The sequence below is a fragment of the Streptomyces sp. NPDC050759 genome, from assembly GCF_044456945.1.
In the GTDB taxonomy this organism is placed as follows: domain Bacteria; phylum Actinomycetota; class Actinomycetes; order Streptomycetales; family Streptomycetaceae; genus Streptomyces.
Window position 1 is genome coordinate 742673 of record NZ_JBITGI010000001.1, and the last position, 19352, is coordinate 762024.

The following is a 19352-nucleotide window of genomic DNA, read 5'->3' on the forward strand; positions in this document are numbered from 1 at the left end:
CAGCCGCTTCTCGGTGATGGTCCGCGCTCTACCTCGCGGTCGACTGTTCGGCTACCCAGGCCAGGTAGGCCGCAGACCCTTCGGTAATCGGCAGGACGACCCACTCTGGAACCTCGTAGCTGTGTTCCTGGGCGACCCACGCCTCAAGTTCCGGGAGACGGTCCGTGGTCGTCTTGTACGAGATCCGCCATTCTCGGGCGGTCTCGATCTTTTCCTTCCACCAGTACACCGCGGTCAGCGGCGGGTCGATGTGGGCGCCAGCGGCCAGCCGGTTCTCAACCGCGCCTCGTGCCAGCACCGTTGCCTTGTCCTCGTCATCGATGGTGGTCTGCGCCACCACGATCTCGCTCGCCATGAACTCCACTCCTGGTCGATGTGCAACGACCCTACCTAGCCTCCACTGACCGAACTCACGTGGTAGTCCAAGTCCGCCGTTGACGGGGTCCGTATCTCCTCAGGTAACGTCCACCACATCTGGCCGCGGCCCGAACCCACGCCGGCAGCGTGGATGGGAGATTGGCCACTCCGCAGCGTCCTCGACCGTGCGGATGGTGCGGTTGGCCTTGTCAGGGTCCTGGTGCGCAGTCCAGCCGCAGTCGGATCCGTCGAAGACCTCGACCATGGTGACTCCGGCCTGGCGTGTCCGGTTGAGAGTGCCTGCGTTGTAGGCGACGGCCGACTTGGCGAGCGTCGCGGCCTCCGCCCAGGCACGGACTGGAACGCGGGCACCGTTGCGGTAGATGACGTGGGTCAGCTGGTGACTGGCCGCGAGCTTGCTCGCCAGATTCCTCGCAGCCTGTTTGGCCGTCATGTTGCCCGCCGCAAGCAGGGGGACTTCCCGGCGTGCCGCCTCACGCACTGCTCGGTAGAACTGGTTCGCCACTCTCTGGGCCTCTTCGGAACGGCGCAGGAAGTCGGCGTACGAGTCGGCCGCCAAGGACTGGAGGGCATCTCGGTGGAACACCGTCCAGGTGAACGTCTCGCCCAGGGCCTCGGCAGCCGAGCGGGCGCCAACAGCGTAGAGGTTGGGCAGCTGCCGCTGGACGAACTGTTGCGCCTCCTGGTCGACACGCTGTCGGAAGGCACGAATCGCCTTCTTGAACTCCTCCAGGGTCGCTGCGGTGCGCGGCGCTCTTGGGCTGTCGGCGAACTGGGCGATGACGGCGCGCTGCTTGTCGGCGAGGCGCTGCCAGGCTTCCTCGAGCACCGCGGCGACCCGGCGGGCAATCTCGCCCTGGTCGCCTGGTACCAGCGGTGGCCACTCGTAGGGCATGTCGCTCTACCGTGCCCGGTGGGTGTGCCAGAGCGGAGCAGTCAGAAGGTCGGTGCCTAGTTCGGCTTCCGTCGGCTCGTCAGGCGCGACAAGGTCGACGAGGTCAGCAATCTGCCGTTCGATCCCAGAGAGGTTGTTGCTCTGGTCGATGGTGACCACGCCGTCCACAGTCATGCGGAGGGGCTCGGCGAGCAGTTTCGCGCGCCTCTCGGCCAGGATCTCGTTGGCAACGGCACGGGCCGATTGCAGACGGGCGTAGCGGATGTCGAGGTCGGTGGTGTCTGTGGTGGGTCCGAGCTGGGCCAGCAGCCAGGCCCGTACAGTGTCGTCCACAGGGTGCTCCTGTCGTACGAGATGAGGCTCGACACCGTGGCGGTGCCGAGCCTCACGGGGTGGTCTGCTAGTCAGCCTCGGTCTTCCTCGGCGTACGCCGCCGCGGTGTCCTGGCAGGCTCCGGCTCCGGCTCCGGCTCCGGCTCCGGCTCCGGCTCCGGCTCCGGCTCCGGCTCCGGCTCCGGCTCCGGCTCCGGGGGATTCTGCCCAGCCTCGGTCACCGCACCGCCCTCCGGCTCCTCGTCGCCAGATCCCTCGTCCCGCTCCCAGCAGTCCGGATTGGTGATCGCCGCCGCCAGGTCCTCATCCGGCTCCCCGCCCGGCAGGAGGACGAGCGGCTCATGAGTGACCGGATGCCGAATGTGCACGGCGACCACCAGTCGGCGCCCCATCACAGCACCTTCGCCACGATGTGCGCGTCCGGCGTGTGCAGTACCGGCATGGTGACTGCCGCGCCCTTGGTCCAGATCTGCGGGGGGTCGTCCTGCGTTCCCCGCGTGATGATCAGGCCGGGAGCGTCCTCCCGCACGATCGCCGGGTTGGAGCCGCGGGACAGTACGAGGGACTCCGAGGTCGTGCCCCACTGGATGTTGCCCCACTTCGAGCGGTCAGGTGGCAGCATGATCCACCGGTCGTCCGGGAGGCACTTCACGGCCGTGCCGTCGACGCGGACCTGGGCCTTGTAGAAGGTGATCGGCGGCAGTCCGTAGTTGCCCCGGACGACGTTCACCTGCTCCGGGGTCAGGCTCGCGGTCGGCGTGGTCGACGGGTTCACCGATCCGTAGTACGCCGCCCGATAGGCGTTGTTGAGGGCCAGGTAGCTGAACGCCCGCCGAGAGGTCAGCACCAACGCGGGCTCGGGAGCGCCGAGGTCATCGAGGTACTGAATCCACGCCAGTTCGTCCCGGATCGGGTCGGAGGCGGGATCGGACCACAGGACCGCAGCCGTCGGCATGTTCCCGGCCGGGACGCCGAAGTCAACCTCGGTCACGAACTGGTTCTCGTTGATGGTGAGCTTGCCGTCGAGGAGCACGTCCGCAGCGGCCAGCTCCACGCGGGACTTGATGGCCTCGACGTGCCGCTCCACGTCGTCGTACAGCAGCTCCAGCAGCCGGTCCATGTCCGCATTGCGGGATGCCTCCAGCAGGAGCTGTTCCTGCTCACCGACCACGAGCTTCTGCCCGAGGGGCGGCAGCATGCCCTCGCGGACGTTCGACCACGCCTCGCGGGATGCGAACGGCACCGACGCGTCGTACGCCCGGTACTTCGCGGTGGAGACGTAGCGGCCGGAGTCCTTGATCCGCCACTTCACGTCGTTGAGCTGAAGCTGCGGGAAGACGGGGTTCGTGCCTCCGCTCAGGAGGAAGTCCGCCGGCGTGGGCAGTGCCCGCGCGAATGCGGTGAGGTCCTGGACGGTGACGTCCTTTATGAGGTCCTGGATGGTCATTTGCTCGTCACCTCACACGAACCGGATCTGTGCACCGGTCGGTGACCAGGTGACCTTGGTGGTGTCGATGCCGCCGGGCACCTTGGACGCCTTGACGACGCCGTGCCACAGGAGCGCGGCCGGGACCTTCGTGAAGCCGGGAGCGAACAGCGCCTCGGCGAAGACAAGTCCGGCCAGGACCTGGGTGCCGTCGGATGCCGCCGGGTTCCACGGCGCGAAGAGGCCGGAGGCGGTGATCTTGCCGACGGGGATGCCGGACACGACGCGGGAGTACGGCTGATCGGTGTCGGTCGACGCGAAGTAGTGCGTATTCGCCGTGAACTTCGACAGGTCGAGGGTGATCGTTTCGGTCTGATCGGTCCCGTGCAGCGAGGCGAGCCAGTCACGGTTCGCGCTGTACGTCGCCGACCGGGATACGGGCTGGATGGACAATGCCCCTACCTCCAGTGGACGGTCGCGGAAACTGCCGCGCGCTCACCGGGCTGGTGGCGCCGTCCACGGATCGGGTAGGGGCGTGGTCCCCGTATCCGGCCTGCCCGCCGGTGGGGTCATGGGCTTTTCCATGACAGGGCTGACGTGGGTCAGTCGGTGATGAACCCTCGTCTCCGGGCCATGTCGAGGCCTGCTGCTCCAGGCTTGGGCGGAACGCCCCCGCGCGCCGGTGGGCCACCGGCAGGAGATCCGCCTGGAGCGGGCGGCGCGGTCTCTCGGACTGGGCCGAACAGTTCGGGACGCCGTTCCTTCAGCTGCTCAGCAGCAGAGATGACCGTCTCCTCGTCAGTGTCGGGCTGGTCTCCGAGAACGCGGTTGATGAGGAGTACCGCGTCGTCCAGGTCCTCCCCCGCCGCACCGAGCCCCGCGAGGGCGGCACGTCGGATGGCGGCACGTTCCCTAGCCAGCGCCTGGGCTTCGCGCAACTCTGCCGCCTTCAGCTTCTCCTCGGCTGCCTGCTCGCGGCGCTCAACTTCGGTCAGCGCCGCCTGGTCCGCGTCGCGCTTCGTGGTGACGAACTCGATCAGCGACTCGGAGGTCTCGAAGCCGAGGTCGCCGAGCAGCTTCTTGACGGCGGCTCGGCCGCCTTGGGTCTTCTCGCGGGCCAGCAGCCGCGACAGATCCTCCTGCGTGACGCCGCCGCTCGCAATGTCGGTGGCCTCACCGGGCTTGTTGGAATCGTCGTCGGGCGAGGGGCGTGTCATGCGTGAACCGTCCACAGGTCTCCAGCGCCCCCACGCCAGTGATCAGTGTAGCGATCAGCCGCACCGGTCCGTTTCTTCATGGGGCAGTAACTCTGGTCGGCCGCTGGGCGTCGGGTGATGGTCTGCCTGGCCGACCAGCCATGTTAAGAGTCCAAGCGGCGTGTCAGTGCCGTCGCCTAGTGTTCTTTCATGGCGGCGCAGCAGGATCAGTTCAACGTCTGGTACACGGCGACGAAATTCCCGTCCGATGTCCGGCCCACGGACCTCATGACCTTCTCAGCCGCCGAGCTCGCACACGCGCTGTTCGTAACAGGGCGGGCGCCGGAGGACCGGTCGAAGCACGGCGTCACTTCGGTCTACGAGTGGATCCACCGCAGCACGCTGATCCCGGCCTACATCAGGCGGACGTCCGACGGCTCACTGGTGCGCTCGGACCTAGCACGTGAACTGGATCAGTCCGAGAAGGTCTCATTGTCGTACGCCCTGGGACAGGCTCTTACGGGCATCTTCAGCGAGCGCGTCCTCTCCGTTCGCTTTCTCATGCATGTAGATCGGTACGCGGCTCGTCACGGACTCGCGTTCGTACCTGGCAGTAGGAGGCGTGCCGACTTCTTCGGGCAGACGACGAGCGGTGGCTGGGTCGTAGCCGAGGCCAAAGGCCGCTCAGGCGATGTGGACCTCAAGACGAAGCGGGCAATGAGGGATCAAAAGCGCACTATCAGCCTAGTCGGAAGGGAGAAGCCTGACATCGCATACGGTTGCGCGGCTCACTTCCCGAAGGATATCTACGGCCGTGAAAGACTTAAGGTCCTCGCCATTGATCCGGTCGAGGAGGAGCCCGAAGCCATCGAACTCCCAGTTGACCCTGACAAGTTCATCCAGGCGTACTACGAACCGTTCCTGGCAGCCCTCGATTTCGGTGATTCGAGAGACACGCAAGGAGATTTCGTCTCTGTATCCATTGATTCCGGGATCAGGATGGGGGTTCTTCGGTCCGTCGTTGATCGCGTCGAGCTAGCCCACGAGGGACGCCTCAGAGGACTTCACAACGACGTGATCCAACTGCTAGAGCAGCAGGTTCCGGCCGAACGACCTGGCGGGTACTTCCTCGACGGAACCCACATGGCCACCAAGTGGTCCGAGGCTCTCAGGCGGGAGGACTGGAGTGAGTCCTACATCGACGAAACGCCTTGGTGGAGCGGTTGAGTTGTCATGGTGTTCGTGCGCCCAGGAGGTCGTTGCCGCCACGGTTGGCCGCCTTCGTTGCCGAGCAGCGTCCACGGCGCCGTCTCACCTCATGTCGAGGCCAATTCTGGTGGTCATGCCGGCGCAGGCTGTCGGGTGCACCTCGTTGAGGCGTGCTCACTCGGGTGTCACGGCATCGAAGCCGAGCCGCCGGCAGGCCCATTACGCAGGATCCCACCGTTCCCAGTGCTGGATCACGGTTCGGACGATGCGCATCGTGTCGTCTAGGAAACTGACGGCGTCTTCGGGGCTCATGTCGCGGGTCTGCTCGCGAAAGTCCCCGAGGACGAGGACCGCTACGAGCTCGGCTCTCCAGCGGCGCGCTTGTTCTGGTGGCAGGTTGGTGAGGACGGACGAAACCCTGTCGATCACTGTCTGGATCGTGTCGTTGTCCTCGTCGTCCAGTGCCTCCAGGCTGTCGCTTAGCTGGGTGAACCGGCTCTCCTCGTAGGAGGCTACAAGGCTCCGGGTATCCCGCAACGTCTCCCGGGAGTAGATCGGGGGCTGTAGCCCTTCGAACAGGGACAGGGACTTCTGGAGCTGCTGCTGCAGAGTCGTCCAGGAACCCAGCAATTCCACGCGTGGCGGTGGGTCTGCCGCCGCAAGGGCGGTTCTAAGTTGAGCGGCAGCCGTACTGCCCAGGGACCACGCTGGCGTTCTGAGCAACCGCCAGGCTGGGGAATCGTGGAGGAAAGGAGCGGTTCGCGGCTGTACGCTGCGTGCCTGCAAATGCTGGACCAACATCGCGATCGTTGCCACGTGTCAGAGGTCCCGTTCCGCCGCTCGCCCAAGACATCTGACGGAGGCGGCGGACGGGCTGGCTGGTGTCACGGCATGAGACATACCCTCATCCTCTGCCTGAGCAGAACCGACCCATGGTGCCCATGCCGGTTCGCCATGCTCCTTCACCCCGCTGGCGTAGCCCAGGGCTGTGGGCGATGGGTGCGCAGATCCGTACGGTTCTCTCTCAACTAATCATCGGAATTCCCACGCGCGGCCAGCGTCGGCTACCGGTCAGGTCGGCATCTCAAACCGCAACCGCATGGACGTGCCGAGAAGTTGGTAGCCAGCGAGTCCCGGGGCGCTGAAGGGGCTCGGTAGCGGCGTGATACGGCGGCGCTCGCCATCCATGGCGTAAGAGACGTAGACGATCACGTACGTCTCGCCCCGCTGCAGGTGACAGGCTCTTTCGATCTCAGACTCCCCAAGGATGATCTCGCCTTGGGCCTGGGTCGATGCCTTTACCTCATAGAGGAGCGTCTGCTCACCGTCATGGATGCGGAAGTCGTAGCCGAGCGTGTCGTCGCCCGAGTCGTCTGCGTATACATATCTACGCAGTCCGGACTTCCAAGATTCCTCACGGGGAACGCCGAACTGGCGCTCCAACCACGCGCCCACGGCCACTTCGCCGGCCAGTCCGATCGCCATGTTCTTCTGAGGGTCCTGGGTAATGACCCGGAATCCACCGCTGCGCCCTTCCCGCCCCGACGAGGCGCGCTGTCTGGGGAGGGTCGGCGTCGCTGGCGTGTCGGGGCGTGTCGGGGCGGCGAGTTGTTCGGGGGTGAGGTCGGCGGCCACCTGCCGGGCCAGCTCTCGGAGGTGGTCGGGGCCGATCGGAAGGGCACGGCCGTTCAAGGGAAGGGATGGCCCTGGAGAAGCGGATGGCTGCCCGTTTCCAGAGGCCTGGCTCGATGCGAGCGTCGGAGGTTCGTGCAGGCCTAGGTCGGCCGCCCGGTCCGTGGCTGGCATCCCCTCCGGCCAGTACCCATGCGTGCGCAGCCAGGCGATCACGTCGCGGGTGCCAATCGGCTCGAAGTCGAGCAGCCCTTCAGAGTCCATCGCATACGCGACATCGGTGGCCGACGGCAGCGAGGAGCTCTCGCTGCCTTGACGGTTCAGCCACGCCTCCGTGCGGGCGCGCAGTCGGGGGACGCGGGCGTGGATGGTGTCAATGCAGGCTTCGCGGATCTCGGCCACCGGGCGTGCTCGCACCTGCCGAGCCAGTGGCGCAGGCAGGTGCGTGGCGGCCCACTGCTCGGCGTGGGCGTCGAGGAGGTCGGAGGAGAGGTCCCAGTGGCGCTGAGCCCATTGAGGGTCCCGCTCCAGCCCGGGGAGCGATCGCAGCCGTACGTAGTCGGTGAGGGGTCTGCCCGCCTTGTGTTCCGCCGCGTAGGCGTCGCGGACCCGGTCGGTCAGTCGGGCGCGGTTCTGCTGCAGCCATGCCTGGAACTGCCGGTGGTGCGTCTCCGAGTTGTCGACGGTGGGCAATCCCAGCGTCCGCCAGGCCACGTTGGCCTCGGCCAGGGGCACTCCCACGACCGACAGCTTCCGCTGCCAGTCGTTCTCGTCCACGAGCCCGAGCAGCAGGTCGGCTTGGTCCACGGGGAGCCGGGCGACAAGCCAGTCGTGGAGTTCTCCGCGGTCGTGCAGGTTCTCCTGCGCTCGCTGCAGCTCTTCGGCGAGGCCGATGTCGAGGCAAGCGAGCAACGGGACGAGACGTGCGCTGCCGGAGCGGATGGAGGCCCGGTCGGCGACGATCGCCTCCAGCCGCCGCGGTGAGATCCCGAGCACGGAGGCGATGTCCGATTCCGTGACGTCCGTGACGGACCTGCCCCGACGCTCCAGTTCGATGAGAGCCAACCGTACCGACGTGCCCAGGTACGGGGCTCCGATCAACGTGCTCAGAGCTGCCGCGGCGGTCTGCAACACGTGCCAGTCGGAACGCTGCCGCGCGCACACGACGATGAGACAGGGCTCATCCGGATCCTCGTGCAGCAGGGAACGGTCGTCGCCAGGATCGTCGAGGGTGTGCCCGGCGACGTGCGTGACCGCCGTCCCCGCCAGGACGACACCGCAGCTCTGGAGCCGACGCCTCACGCGTCGCGCGGAGGGGACCCTGGTCCTGGAGGACCGCTCGTCGTCGAATTCGACCAGTGCTGTCATAAGCGTCCGCAGCCAGGGGCCGGCCAGGGTTAGCAGAGGTACGCGGGGTGCGTCGGCGATAGGCAGTACGTCTACGCGGATGTCGATCTCCGCCTCGCTGGTGCGCCGGATTGCGAATCGTCCTTGCGCCGCCAGGTGGGCGTGGACGCGTTCGCCCAGAGCCCGGTCGTCGACGGGGAGGACGGGCACGGGCACCTGGTCGAGCAGCTTCCGATTCTGCGTTCCCCGTACATCAGGCACATAGACCGTCTCGGTTTCGGGGTCCGGCGTGACGACACCCAGCATCTCGGCACGGCTCACGAGGAGTTCGGTCAGCGTTCCGGGCTGCTGCCAGGATCGTGTACCGGGACGAGGAAGCAGATCCGCCCATGCCTGTTCGTACGCCCTGCGCACAAGGTGCCCGAGTGGCCCCTGCCGCAGTTGGGGCCTGCGGCGAAGGAGGTCGGGGAGGTGACGTAGCCGGTCTGCGGCGGTTTCCGAAGCGTCCCACCGGCGCACACCGAGCAGACGCAGCCGCTCTAGGACGCGGTTCGACTGCCGTCGGCGCAGCACGGGAGAGGCGACTGTGAGGAATGCGGGCGGCGCGTCCCTATCAGCCCACCACCACACGGCGCTGGCCGTCGTGAAGGCGGGTGCGTCCTCGTCATCGCCGGACTGGGGAATCCACGGCGCCCGGCTCAGGAACGCCGCCAGCGGGGTCGGCCATGGCGTGCCCTCTCGGTCGGAGCCTCCCGTGAAGCGGAACTCAAGCGCCTTCGCGGGCCATCTTTCCAGGCCATGGACAATCAGCTCTGCATAGAGTCGCCGACTCTCCTCGTCGAAAGCGGCGTAGTCCCGCTGACCGGGAAGCATGGCTACCTTCTTCTGTGCCGGACGGTAGTCAACGGTCGCGTAAAGGTCATCACGTCGGCTGGGCCATTGCTCGGCGGTCGAACGCCATTGGGTCAGTTCGTCCCGGTTGAGGTCTACTGCCCACAGACCGGGAAAATCTGACGGGTAGTTGAGGCGTTCCCCCTTCACCGGCTGATGCGAGGTGATGTACGTCGGCAGCAGACCGTGGCAGACGCCCTGGTCTTCAAGGAAGAGCCGGAGGGTCTGTGCGTCGGTTGGGGTGCCCGCGCAGATCTCCTGAGCCGGTCGAACGACTCGGTCGGCGGCGGTGGCCAGGGCCCGGGAGACCCCTGCGGTGCGCTCCAGAAAACGGGGCAGCGTCCCGTCGATGTTGCTGTGCTCGCCCGGCCAGCCCTCTCCGAACATGGCTTCCGAAGCCGGGACCCAGCCCTTTCGACCGGGCACCAGCAATCCCTTGACCACGGTTCCCTTGCCGCCGCGGCTGCGGGACGACGCCCACATGGTGCAGGCGAACAGGAGGCAGTCGCGCAGTGCTTCGTCGTCTTCGCGGGCCGTCCGCATGGCTTCACCCAGTACGTCCAGGACAGCTTCCGGGCTGTAATCCCGCACTAGACCCTGCTCCGCCAGCCAGCTTCGGCCACGCGCCCGACGACTTCCCTTCCTTCCGGTCCAGGCGATCTCGCCGTGGACGAAGGAGATGCGCTCCGCGAGTCCGGACGGAAGGCCGGTCACGGCCGCCGCCGCACTGCCCGTGCTGCGGATGAACAGCCCCGCGTCTCCCGCCGTAGCCAGCCTCCCGTCGGCCGTGAAGACGATCTTTTTGCCCTTGAGCTCCTCAACGGTGCGAGGAAAGCAGACCGACAGGTCGTAGTAGTAGTCCGCCCACCGCCCCGCGTCGAAGTTTCCCTGAGCGAGAGCCGATGCGAGCCGCTCGGCCCAGCCGGCGAGTACGGAAGGCGGCGGGACGAGCCCCAGACCGCGGGCTGTCCCCAGCTCGACCAGCCTGTCAATGCGCCGGGGGTGGAGCGCGGGGTCGATCAGTTGTCCGACTCCGGCATCGGCCACGGCCTGCGGGGTGAACACCCGGGCCTGCTCCGGGCGGCGCCACAAGTAGCCGTACCGGAACGATGTGCAGGCACCGGCGGGGTGCAGTACGGGCATGAACGGAACGTCGTTGAACTCACGGTCCCGCGCCTTGAAGGCCACCTCTAGGCGGCGCAACTGGCCGTGTTCCCAGCACATGAGGTCGACGAGGGAACCCGCGGGCATCTCGACGCGCCGTTCGTCTGCCAAAATGGCCGCATTCGCACACACTTCGGCTGCGGTGTCGAGCAGCAGGTCGTTCCACGGGAGGGACTCGGACATCTTCTGACGGCTTACGTCGGTCACGAAGGGGGCGTTGACGAAGCCGCGGACCGGGCAGGCTGTCTGCTGTCCCATGGGCAGGAACGTGTACAGCCTCCCGCGCGTCAACGGCTCACCCGCCGGAACCGCCACACTGACCACAGCCGAGTCGGCCAGCGCCTGCCAGCCGGCCTTCAATGGTCCGGACCCCAGGCCCGCGGCAGCGGCCTGGTGCGCACGCTCACGGTTCACAGCTGCCGTGACCATGACTAGACGCAGGCGGCGGCGCAGCGTGATGCGCTGGACCCTGAGACCTCGGGAAGTGAAGAGCGTCTCCACGTGGCGTGTGTAGACCTTGCGCCGCTCCTCGCCCTCCGCCCGGTGAACCGCGGTCACCTTTCCGAGGCGGTCCAGAAAGAGTTCGAACGGCGCCCCATCATCGGTCAGTTCACGCAGTTGGCGTACAGCCTCCCGTCTCGCCTCGACGGACCGCAGCGGAAGTCGGACCACGGTCACCATCCCACGGCGACGGAACGGCATCACGGCAGTCGGGACGGCGTCCACTGGCACCGGTGCCTTCAACGACGAAAGGTTCGCTCGTAGTTGATCGGCGGCGTCGACCCGGCCGGGGGCGGCCTGTTCGGCAAGCCAGTCGAAGTCGGTCTCCCGGGCGAAGCGAAAGCAGAACCCGTCGAAACTCTTGGAAGCCGGGCCCACGACGCTGTACACCTCGGGGGCGACGGTAAGTTGCAGTACGCTCTTGAATCCGACGCCCTTGTGGCCGATGCCCTCGTCGGGTCGCTTGCTCGACAGGCCGACGCTGCACAGCGCCTTGAAGTTCCTCGGGCCGAGAGGCCTTCCGCCGTTCGCCACGTAGAGAACACCGTGCTCGCCCTCGTCCTCGTCGAGCAGCAACTCGACGCGTCCGCCGCCGTGACGAACCGGGTGGGCGTCATGCGCGTTCTGCAGCAGTTCAACCAACACGCGGCCCTCGTACTCGGGCGAGAGCATCTGTTCGGTGATCTCTTTGAGCTCGAGAGCAGCGAGGCGTCCGCGTTCAAGATCCGCGAGACATCCCTCCGCCTCCATGACCGCCGTGGCCACGACACGCTTCCGCCTGGCCGAGCCACCAAGGCCCTTGGACGGCTTTACTCGCCTCTGCCCGTCGGCCACTCTTCGCTCCCCCGATGCGTTTCGGAACGCCGTCACGCCGCAGTGGCGCTCGGCACCCAAAAGTCCTGACGCCGACAGTACGGGCGACCACTGACATCGCACGCGCGATCCGTGAGGGCCATGGGAAGAGGGGCAAGCGCAACAACGGCGTCGCCGTCCTCGCGGACGCCGCCCGATTGCAGGCGAGAAGATCGCCTCGCGGACCGCAGATCGTCAACAGACTCCAGACAAGCCGCGAGATCTGCAGCTACATGCAGAACGCTGGCCAGCACCGCGACCGCTCGCTCCAGGTCAAGATGGAGCGGGCGGTCGGTTGTCGAGTGCGTCCGACTGCGTGCGTCCCGAGCGAGGGTTTGCACTAGCAGCGGGCCAATTGACGGGACGGCACTGGCGGGAGACGCGGCGGCGGACTCGTAGCCCGGCCGGTGGACACCGGCCGGGCCACCCATTCACTTGCGCGTCAGAGGTGGCAGACGGAGCAGCCAGCTTCGTCGTCGTCGGAGTCGAGCGCGTCCGAAAGGACTTCCAGGAGAGGCCGGTTAGGCTTGATGCGCTTGGCCGCACGGTCTAGAGCCGCCTCGTGCTTGGCCTCGATCTCGTCCTTGCGCTCTATGAGCTCAGGCAGCGACTCGCCTTGTGACCAGGTGTAGTTGCGGCCCTTCATAGCCGTGTGCCGGTAGCGGACCTTCTCTTCGTACTCGACAGCCCGATCGAACAGGTCGGGGTGGCGTTCCTTGAGGCCGACCCACTCGTGCTTGCGCTGGAAGAAGCAGAAGTAGCATCCCGAGCGCGTTCGCCACTCGTAGTAGTCGGGCAGACCGATGCCCGCCTCGTCAAGGATGCGCATCACACCTTCCTTGTCGATGCCGTCCTCGCGGAAGGGGAAGACCGCATCGATGTTCGGCTTGGTGCTGACGTAGCCGATTCGGTTCTCGTCGGCTCGGATGGCGACGTAGGAGATGACCTTGTCGTCGCCGACCCAGTCCTCCAGGGGCTTGATCTTGAGGTTCTTGGTGCACCAGCGCATCTGCGGGCTGGGCAGCGTGCCCTGGTAGACCTCCATCCAGTGGTCGAAGTCGCGGTCGGCGTTCAGCCGCACGATGGACTTGCCGAGGGCGGCCTCAAGCCGGTTGAGGTACTCGTAGGTTTCCGGTAGTTCAGCGCCGGTGTCGCAGAAGAAGTACTCCATCTCCGGGACTCGGTCGCGCATGTAGACGGCGAGCGCAGAGGAGTCCTTGCCGCCGGAGATACCGAGCACGTGCCGGACCTTCTGAGTGTCGGCTCCGTCGGTCATCCCTGTGCCTTCCTTTCACTCGCCGCTGTCGCGGCATCGGTCACGCGCTGAGCGAGTGCCGCAAGCAGAATTCGGGCCCCGTCCGGGCCGAGAGCCTTCTCCGCCTGCTTCAGGACGTCAGCAGCCAGGCTGCTGGCCTCGCTGCGGGCCTGCTCCGGCACATAGATCAAGGTGCGTTGTTCCACACCGGCGCTGTCGGTCAAGGTCAACAACTGCGCGTCGAGTTTCTCTTCCCGGCCCTGGATTTCGTTCCCGGCATGGTGCAGGTGTCCGACCCGGTCGAGGGCCGCGGCCATCGCGCGTGCCTTCTGCGGGAAGACTTTGGCTTCGTGGTCGTTCCAGTCGCCGAGCGCGGAGTTGGTCAGGCGGACGACGATGGGCTCCAGCCAGTCGTTGTCCTCCAGGCTGTCGCTGAGGACGAAGTCGACGAAGCCTCGGAGTTCCGGGGTCAGCACCGCGTCCGCGAAGCCTCGCAGCCGGGCAACCAGCTGTGCACGCAGCTCCGGCAATTCGGCCGGCAGGCGGAACTCCTTCGCGAGGACGCCGACGACCTCGGCCCGCAGCTGACTGTCGATGGCGACAAGTTCGTCCGCCGCCTCGGTGAGCCGTTCGACGTAGGCGTTCGCCGCTTCCACGTTGGCGCGCGTACGGGCCGGGATCTCGGGCAGTCCGAGCGCCTTCGGCAGCGCGTGGAAGATCAGTTCGTCGGGGTCCAACGCGCCGGCGATCGTGGCTCGCACGGCGCGGGCGTCGGCAGACACGTTCTTGGTAGTGCGCGCGTACTTGTGGAGATCGGCCACGCGCATGATCAGCGCACTGGCCACGGACAGAAGGTCGGGGTTACGCAGGGCCTTGGAGCGCGGTGCCTCCACACCAAGCGACACCATCAGCTTCTTGATGATGCTGCCACGCTGCCCGTCTCCGGCTGGCGTGTACTTGACCGAGAAGCGTTGCGGGCCCTTGACGAGGCGCTCGACCACGTCGATGGTCAGCCGAGGCAGGTAGGTGCCTTCTTCGAACAGGGCGACGTCGTGGCGGCGGATGACCAGGGCCGGGATCAAGAACACCGGGACCATGCCGGCCTTAAGCCCGTAAGGCGGGCTCATGAGGTTGCGGATGACCTCCTCGATACTCAGGCGCTCGGTGGCACCGGTCAGGACGTCGTTGAGGGCATTCCAGGCGGGCTGGGCGTGCTCGTGGCCTTCACCGGGCGGAGAAAACCCGTACGGAAGGAGGCTCTCCACATGGTTCTCGGCCTGGGCCACACCGTTTTCGCGGTGCAGGCCGAGGAAGGCCAGGACACCGCTGTACATGGCGCGCTCGGCCCGGTAGCCGTCACTAAAGCCGAGGTTCTTCTCGCCGGAGGCAGCGAGCATGGCAGTCAGCAGTATGCCGCGGGCCTGGGCGGCCTGACTCGTCAGGACGTGGCGCCCGAGCATCTCATTGCGGATGTGGGGCGTGTGCGGGTACACCGACTCGCAGGCCAGGGAGACCAGTCCGCTGAGGCTGCGGGCCGTGAGTCCGGCGGCAGCAGGTTCTTCACCGGCAGCGATGCCGGTGTGCCACAGGCTCCAGGACGCTTCGGCCGACGGGGGGTAGAAGGCTTCCTGCAGCAGTTCCAGCAGCTCAGCCTCGGCCTGAACGATCCGCTCGGTGACTTCTCGCCTGGCGACGTGGTCGAGGCCCTGCTCGTTGCCGAGCTCCTTCAGCGCGACCAGGTATGTGGCCGTGGTCAGCACCACGTCGGGGTTAGGGGTGGTACCGACGAGGACCGGCAGAGATGCATCGACGGTGGGCCGGTCCTCCTCGGTCCCAAGGTGGAACACGACGAGGCCGTCGGCGGGTTCCTTCAACTTGTCTGGGGCAGCGACCGTCCCAGTCTCGGGGCCACTGACCGCGGTGTAGAACACGCGCATCATGCCGGTGACCTGGCTGTGGCGGCCAGCCACGAATGCCTGCGGGACGAGGCTGCTGAGCCGGCGGATGACCGAGGGAGCATCGAGGTGGGCGATGATCTCCTTGATCTGGCCGTCGATGTCGACGTCCGTGCCCTGCCAGACCCGGTATTCGCCGCTGAATTCGCGGTGGACCACGAAGCCCCGGCGGACGAGGTCGGCCAGCCGTTCTTCGAGCGCGGTGAAGGCCTCGGCGTCGGCGACGTCGGTGGGGTCGTGGAGGGCGAAGTGGATCATCGGCGCGGTGGCGCTCAGGGCACCGTCGGAGTCGATCAGGTTGAGAACGCCGATGGTCTTCAGAACGTCCTGGTCGGCTTCCGAGAGACCGTTGGCGTCCCGGATGCGCATGTCGACCTCGATCCACCGGCTTGCGTTGGAGGAGGCCAGGAGGGTGGTGCGCCCGGAGTTGAGGAAGTAGTCGTACAGCTGAGGTAGGCGCACCGTGCTGGCGTGGTCCGCGTTCTCGGTGCTGTGCCGGGCCAGTGTGTGGCGAACGGTGTTGGGCTCACCGCTGTTCAGGAAGCCGGAAAGGCTGCGGTCGTGCTGGCCGATCTGGGCGGCGAGGATCGGCGCGGCGAGGGCCGTGATCGGGTGCAGCGGGTAGAGGTCCGCGAAATGGTCGGGGCCGAGTTCGGCAAGGACCCCGAGACCGTGTTCCGTCCAGATGTCCGCGGCCGCTTCGGCCGACGTGGTGATCAGGGTCTGTCCCGCAGGGCTGACAGCGGAGCGGTCGAGCCGGCGGCGCAGTAGGTGCAGGGAGTCGCCGTGGTGGGGAACGAAGGTGATGTCTTCGAAGCGTCCCTGGATCTTGGCCCATTCGCGTGTCTTGAGTTCGCTGGACCGTGAGGCGTAGTCCATGAACGACAGGTGCTGCAGGGTCATCAGATAGACGGGCAGCCCGTTGGGGCCTGCAGCCTTCTCTGCGAGTTCCTGCAGGAGGAACAGGTCGTGCTGGGCGTCGGCGAACTCGTTGTGGCCGGCGAGGTGTTCCAGCGTTTTGCCGAACTCGTCGATGACCAGGAGCAGGGGTTGTTGCCCGTCTGCCGTCAGCGCGGTGACGGCGTCGAGGATGTGCTTGGCGCCGGCGCTGTCCGGGTCGGCGCACGCAGCGAGGGCTACGGCGATGGCCTTCGGGACGCGCTTGCCCCAGCGTCGCTCCGCCGCGGTGTTCAGGGCCCGGGCAAGGGTGGTGACCAGGGATTCGCGGCGTGCGGTGGCTACGCCGCCGAGGAATCCCTCAGGTGCGATGGCATCGCGTGCTGTGGCCAGGCGCTGGGCAAGGGCGGGGCTGGCCTCGTCGAGGATGCGCTCGGCCTCGCTGCGCCGCTTAGCATCGCGGCCGAGGAGGGCGTCAATGAAGTTGGACAGGGTGGATTTGCCGGACCCATATGGACCGGTGAACGACCAAGCGCGCGTGCGGCGTTGGTCGGACAGCGCACTCGCGATGCGCTCCAGGACGTCGACGGCGCGAGCGCCGACGTAGGGGTCGTGCAGTGTGTCCTCGACGTCGCGCTCGAGATTGGTCGAGCGCATCTGGGAGCCGACGAGTTCGATGCCGGCGGGGAACTGCTGGGCGGTGCTCGCCGGGCTGCTAAAGGTCCGCGTGGGGGTTGCGGTGGTCACGCGATCTCCTCAAAGAGCCGCTCGGTGTTCTCGGTGTCCGTGGTGAGTTCCTTCTGCTCAGCCTCAGCAAGCTTGGGGAACTTGGCGGCCCACTCTTCACGGGTGGGGAAGCCGGGGCGGCGAGTGACGAAGTCGTACTGCTCGTCGAGCACTTCCCAAGCCAAGACGAAGGGGTCGGCGGTGAAGGCGAGGCTGCGCTGTCCCACGGCCTCGGTCAGGTTGAGCTGCGGGTGATCCGCGGCGATCTTCTGCAGCGCCAGAACAATCTCGTTCTCCCGGACGCGGAAGGCGCGCCCCGGGGAACCCGGCTCGTTGGCGAGGCGGGCTACGGAGATCGAGTTGGGCTGGCGAGAGAACTTGGCGGCGAAGTCAAGGCAGGCGTAGGCCAGCACACGAGCGGGCAACGTGGTGCGGTGCCCGCTGGTGAACTGCCACTCGGGCTTGCCGCGTGTGCCGACGAAGGTGAGCAGGTCAAGGTCGCGGAAGGGGCACGCGAGCAAGTCCTCGTAGCTACCCGGGGAGCCGGCCTTCTCCGGTGCGCTGCGCGCATACATCTTGGTGACGCAGTCGATGTCGCGGACGATCGACGCTTCGACTGGGCTCTCCTTGTAGGAGAAGTTCACGTGGCGGGTGACAACCTGCGTCATGTCCGCGACCGTGAACCGGGAAAACGGCGCGAGATGGAAGGCCGTGTACCAGGTCGGCGCCCAGCTTTTGGCCCCGGGACGGGACGAAACCAGCCACCAGTGAAGCAGCCAGAGACTGCCGTTCTCCTCTAGATAGGGGTCGGCGCCGTCCTCGTCGAGAAGCCATCGGGCTTCCCAGGTGGGGAAGGAGTACTTGGAGCGTGCCCCCTGCGTCGGGTAGTGCTCACGGGTCAGTTTGAACGCCCTCGACCAGTACCGCATGGCGTTGACCATGTTCTTGCCCACGCCGAACATCACCGGCGCGTCATCCGCGAGGAACGCGCTCGGGTCATCCTTCACCTGCATATACGCCTTGTGCAGCCAGCCGAAGCGGGGCGCGAACGTCTCGTGTCGCGCGAAGGCAAAATGGGCGGCTTCCCCAAGCCGGCTGTCTGACATTCGGGACCTCTCTGTGTCCAATGCGATTGCTCTAACAAGGTGTTAAACGAGGTAACGCTCAGCGAGGACCGCGGGCTTCGGCCAGCGCGGAGCGAACTTGCGTCACGGCGCGTACAACGGCCTCTGCCGCGTGCTCGACCTCGAGGCCTGTGGTGGCGTAGCCCAATGAGAAGCGGATCGTGCTGTCGGCGTCTTCCCGGGACAGCCCCATCGCCAGTAGCACGTGGCTCGGCGTAGGGGCGCCCGAAGCGCACGCGCTGCCCTCCGATGCGGCGACGTCGGGCATGGCCGCCAGGACAGCATCGGCAGGCACTCCCGGAAACGTGACGCTCGTCACTCCAGGGAGCCTCTGGTCCCGCCGCCCGTTGAAACGGCACTCGGGCAGGGCACTAGTCAGTAGGAGTTCGAGGCGGTCACGCAGGGAGGCAACCCGCTCAGCCTCCTCACCTAGGCCACGGTGTGCGGCTTCGGCTGCGGCACCCATGCCGATGATCCCTGCCACATTCAGCGTGCCCGCGCGCCAACCCCGCTCCTGCCCGCCGCCCACGAGGAGTGGCCGATGCGGCAGCGGCGCCCCGCGCCGTACGTACAGGGCACCGACTCCCTGCGGTCCGCCGAACTTGTGCGCAGACAACGACAAGAGGTCGACGTCGAGTTCAGCGACATCCGTGGGAAGGCGGCCGATGATCTGCGTGGCGTCCGTATGGACGAGTGCGCCGGCGTCACGAGCCGCCTTGGCCGCGACGCGAAGGTCAGTGAGAACGCCGGTTTCGTTGTTCGCGGCCATCAGGGAGACCACGCCCCCATGGCGCGCCTCGAAGACCTGCTCCAGGGCGCCGAGATCCACCACGCCGTCGGCTCCGACAGGCAGCAGCACAAGATCGTCGGGCTGCCCAGCGGTGACCGTGCGGGCCGTCTCCAGCACTGCAGGATGCTCAACAGGGGTCGTCACCAGGGGCTTTCCGGCAGTGTAGGCCGCGCGGAGAGCCAGATTGTTTGCCTCGGTCGCCCCGGACGTGAAGATGAGCTCGCCGGGTGAGCAGTTGAGGAGGTCGGCTAGCTGTCGACGGGCAACGTCGACCCGGTAGGCCGCCTGCCGCCCCGGTTGATGCATGCTTGAGGCGTTTCCGACCGACTGCATGGCCTCGATAACGGCTGCGGCAGCCTCGGGCCGGATCGGCGCGGTGGCATTGTAGTCAAGATAGGACGTATCCGACCCATTCGGCCCGTTCATCTCTGCCTCCCCGCCTCGCTCGTGTCGCACACCAATGTACTGCTGGTGGAAAGCTCGCCTCGCATCCGGGGTTCCACCAGGAGCTCGAAGTGATCCTAGCCATGCGTCAAGATCCACCGTTTGAAAAGCTCGAACGCGGGGTGTCGCAGGCCGCTTACCGAACGACTGTTCTATGCCCTGTGCCGTTGGCGCAAGTCGCACGCAGCAAGATCCACGCCACAGGCGGGAAAATGGACCGCCGTGTGACCAAATGCTGTGCCTGGCTGGGCTTTTCTGTTGATGGTGCTCCTGTTGTCAGTGGTCCCGATTAGGGTGGTCCGCACGCTGCAGCGGCGCAGTACTGCACGTTGGGGCGC

The 19352-nt window shown here is 66.7% G+C and carries 14 protein-coding genes; 1 reads left to right on the top strand and 13 read right to left on the bottom strand.

Annotation, left to right across the window (positions count from 1 at the left end; genetic code table 11):
- Positions 1-28: 28 nt before the first annotated feature.
- The 7 genes from cutA to ACIBJB_RS03335 form a co-directional block, all read right to left on the bottom strand.
- Positions 29-355, bottom strand: a complete 327-nt coding sequence (gene cutA / locus ACIBJB_RS03305; RefSeq protein ID WP_398925973.1) for a divalent-cation tolerance protein CutA — start codon at positions 353-355, stop codon at positions 29-31.
- Between the two features lie 99 nt (positions 356-454).
- Positions 455-1273 (bottom strand): hypothetical protein, encoded by an 819-nt coding sequence (locus ACIBJB_RS03310; protein WP_398925975.1) that lies wholly within the window; start codon positions 1271-1273, stop codon positions 455-457.
- 6 nt (positions 1274-1279) lie between these two features.
- Complete coding sequence (locus tag ACIBJB_RS03315) at positions 1280-1606, bottom strand: hypothetical protein (protein WP_398925977.1); 327 nt, start codon at positions 1604-1606, stop codon at positions 1280-1282.
- 67 nt (positions 1607-1673) lie between these two features.
- On the bottom strand, positions 1674-1997 hold the full coding sequence (locus ACIBJB_RS03320; RefSeq protein ID WP_398925979.1) for a hypothetical protein: 324 nt from the start codon (positions 1995-1997) through the stop codon (positions 1674-1676).
- Complete coding sequence (locus ACIBJB_RS03325; protein ID WP_398925981.1) at positions 1997-3052, bottom strand: major capsid protein; 1056 nt, start codon at positions 3050-3052, stop codon at positions 1997-1999. Before ACIBJB_RS03325 ends, ACIBJB_RS03320 begins: the two co-directional genes overlap by 1 nt.
- Positions 3053-3064: 12 nt before the next feature.
- The gene (locus ACIBJB_RS03330) at positions 3065-3484 is read right to left on the bottom strand and encodes a head decoration protein (RefSeq protein WP_398925983.1); all 420 of its coding nucleotides are present in this window, start codon (positions 3482-3484) and stop codon (positions 3065-3067) included.
- Between the two features lie 149 nt (positions 3485-3633).
- Entirely contained in the window at positions 3634-4248 is a 615-nt protein-coding gene (locus tag ACIBJB_RS03335) for a hypothetical protein (RefSeq protein ID WP_398925985.1), read from the bottom strand.
- Positions 4249-4437: 189 nt separating this feature from the next.
- On the opposite strand from ACIBJB_RS03335, the gene ACIBJB_RS03340 reads away from it, so the two are divergent.
- Positions 4438-5454: a hypothetical protein gene (locus ACIBJB_RS03340; protein ID WP_398925987.1), complete on the top strand. Its 1017-nt coding sequence runs from the start codon at positions 4438-4440 to the stop codon at positions 5452-5454.
- A gap of 201 nt (positions 5455-5655) precedes the next feature.
- Here the strand turns inward: ACIBJB_RS03340 and ACIBJB_RS03345 are convergent, their stop codons facing one another.
- The 6 genes from ACIBJB_RS03345 to ACIBJB_RS03370 form a co-directional block, all read right to left on the bottom strand.
- A complete protein-coding gene (locus ACIBJB_RS03345; RefSeq protein WP_398925989.1) occupies positions 5656-6072 on the bottom strand; it encodes a hypothetical protein in 417 nt (138 codons plus the stop codon).
- Positions 6073-6507: 435 nt separating this feature from the next.
- Complete coding sequence (locus ACIBJB_RS03350; RefSeq protein WP_398925991.1) at positions 6508-11736, bottom strand: sacsin N-terminal ATP-binding-like domain-containing protein; 5229 nt, start codon at positions 11734-11736, stop codon at positions 6508-6510.
- A gap of 529 nt (positions 11737-12265) precedes the next feature.
- Positions 12266-13099: a phosphoadenosine phosphosulfate reductase family protein gene (locus ACIBJB_RS03355; protein ID WP_398925993.1), complete on the bottom strand. Its 834-nt coding sequence runs from the start codon at positions 13097-13099 to the stop codon at positions 12266-12268.
- Positions 13096-16677, bottom strand: coding sequence for an ATP-binding protein (locus tag ACIBJB_RS03360; RefSeq protein ID WP_398925995.1), 3582 nt, complete (start codon positions 16675-16677; stop codon positions 13096-13098). Before ACIBJB_RS03360 ends, ACIBJB_RS03355 begins: the two co-directional genes overlap by 4 nt.
- The gene (locus tag ACIBJB_RS03365; RefSeq protein WP_398925997.1) at positions 16674-17762 is read right to left on the bottom strand and encodes a DUF4007 family protein; all 1089 of its coding nucleotides are present in this window, start codon (positions 17760-17762) and stop codon (positions 16674-16676) included. Before ACIBJB_RS03365 ends, ACIBJB_RS03360 begins: the two co-directional genes overlap by 4 nt.
- 58 nt (positions 17763-17820) lie before the next feature.
- Positions 17821-18996 (bottom strand): cysteine desulfurase family protein, encoded by a 1176-nt coding sequence (locus ACIBJB_RS03370; protein ID WP_398925999.1) that lies wholly within the window; start codon positions 18994-18996, stop codon positions 17821-17823.
- Between the last annotated feature and the right edge of the window lie 356 nt (positions 18997-19352).

Excerpts from the sequence above, each read along its gene's own strand:
- ACIBJB_RS03370 (WP_398925999.1), bottom strand. The coding sequence starts at position 18,996 with ATGAACGGGCCGAATGGGTCGGATACGTCCTATCTTGACTACAATGCC.
- ACIBJB_RS03335 (WP_398925985.1), bottom strand. The coding sequence starts at position 4,248 with ATGACACGCCCCTCGCCCGACGACGATTCCAACAAGCCCGGTGAGGCC.
- ACIBJB_RS03310 (WP_398925975.1), bottom strand. The coding sequence starts at position 1,273 with ATGCCCTACGAGTGGCCACCGCTGGTACCAGGCGACCAGGGCGAGATT.
- ACIBJB_RS03340 (WP_398925987.1), top strand. The coding sequence starts at position 4,438 with ATGGCGGCGCAGCAGGATCAGTTCAACGTCTGGTACACGGCGACGAAA.
- ACIBJB_RS03365 (WP_398925997.1), bottom strand. The coding sequence starts at position 17,762 with ATGTCAGACAGCCGGCTTGGGGAAGCCGCCCATTTTGCCTTCGCGCGA.
- ACIBJB_RS03355 (WP_398925993.1), bottom strand. The coding sequence starts at position 13,099 with ATGACCGACGGAGCCGACACTCAGAAGGTCCGGCACGTGCTCGGTATC.
- ACIBJB_RS03325 (WP_398925981.1), bottom strand. The coding sequence starts at position 3,052 with ATGACCATCCAGGACCTCATAAAGGACGTCACCGTCCAGGACCTCACC.
- cutA (WP_398925973.1), bottom strand. The coding sequence starts at position 355 with ATGGCGAGCGAGATCGTGGTGGCGCAGACCACCATCGATGACGAGGAC.
- ACIBJB_RS03320 (WP_398925979.1), bottom strand. The coding sequence starts at position 1,997 with ATGGGGCGCCGACTGGTGGTCGCCGTGCACATTCGGCATCCGGTCACT.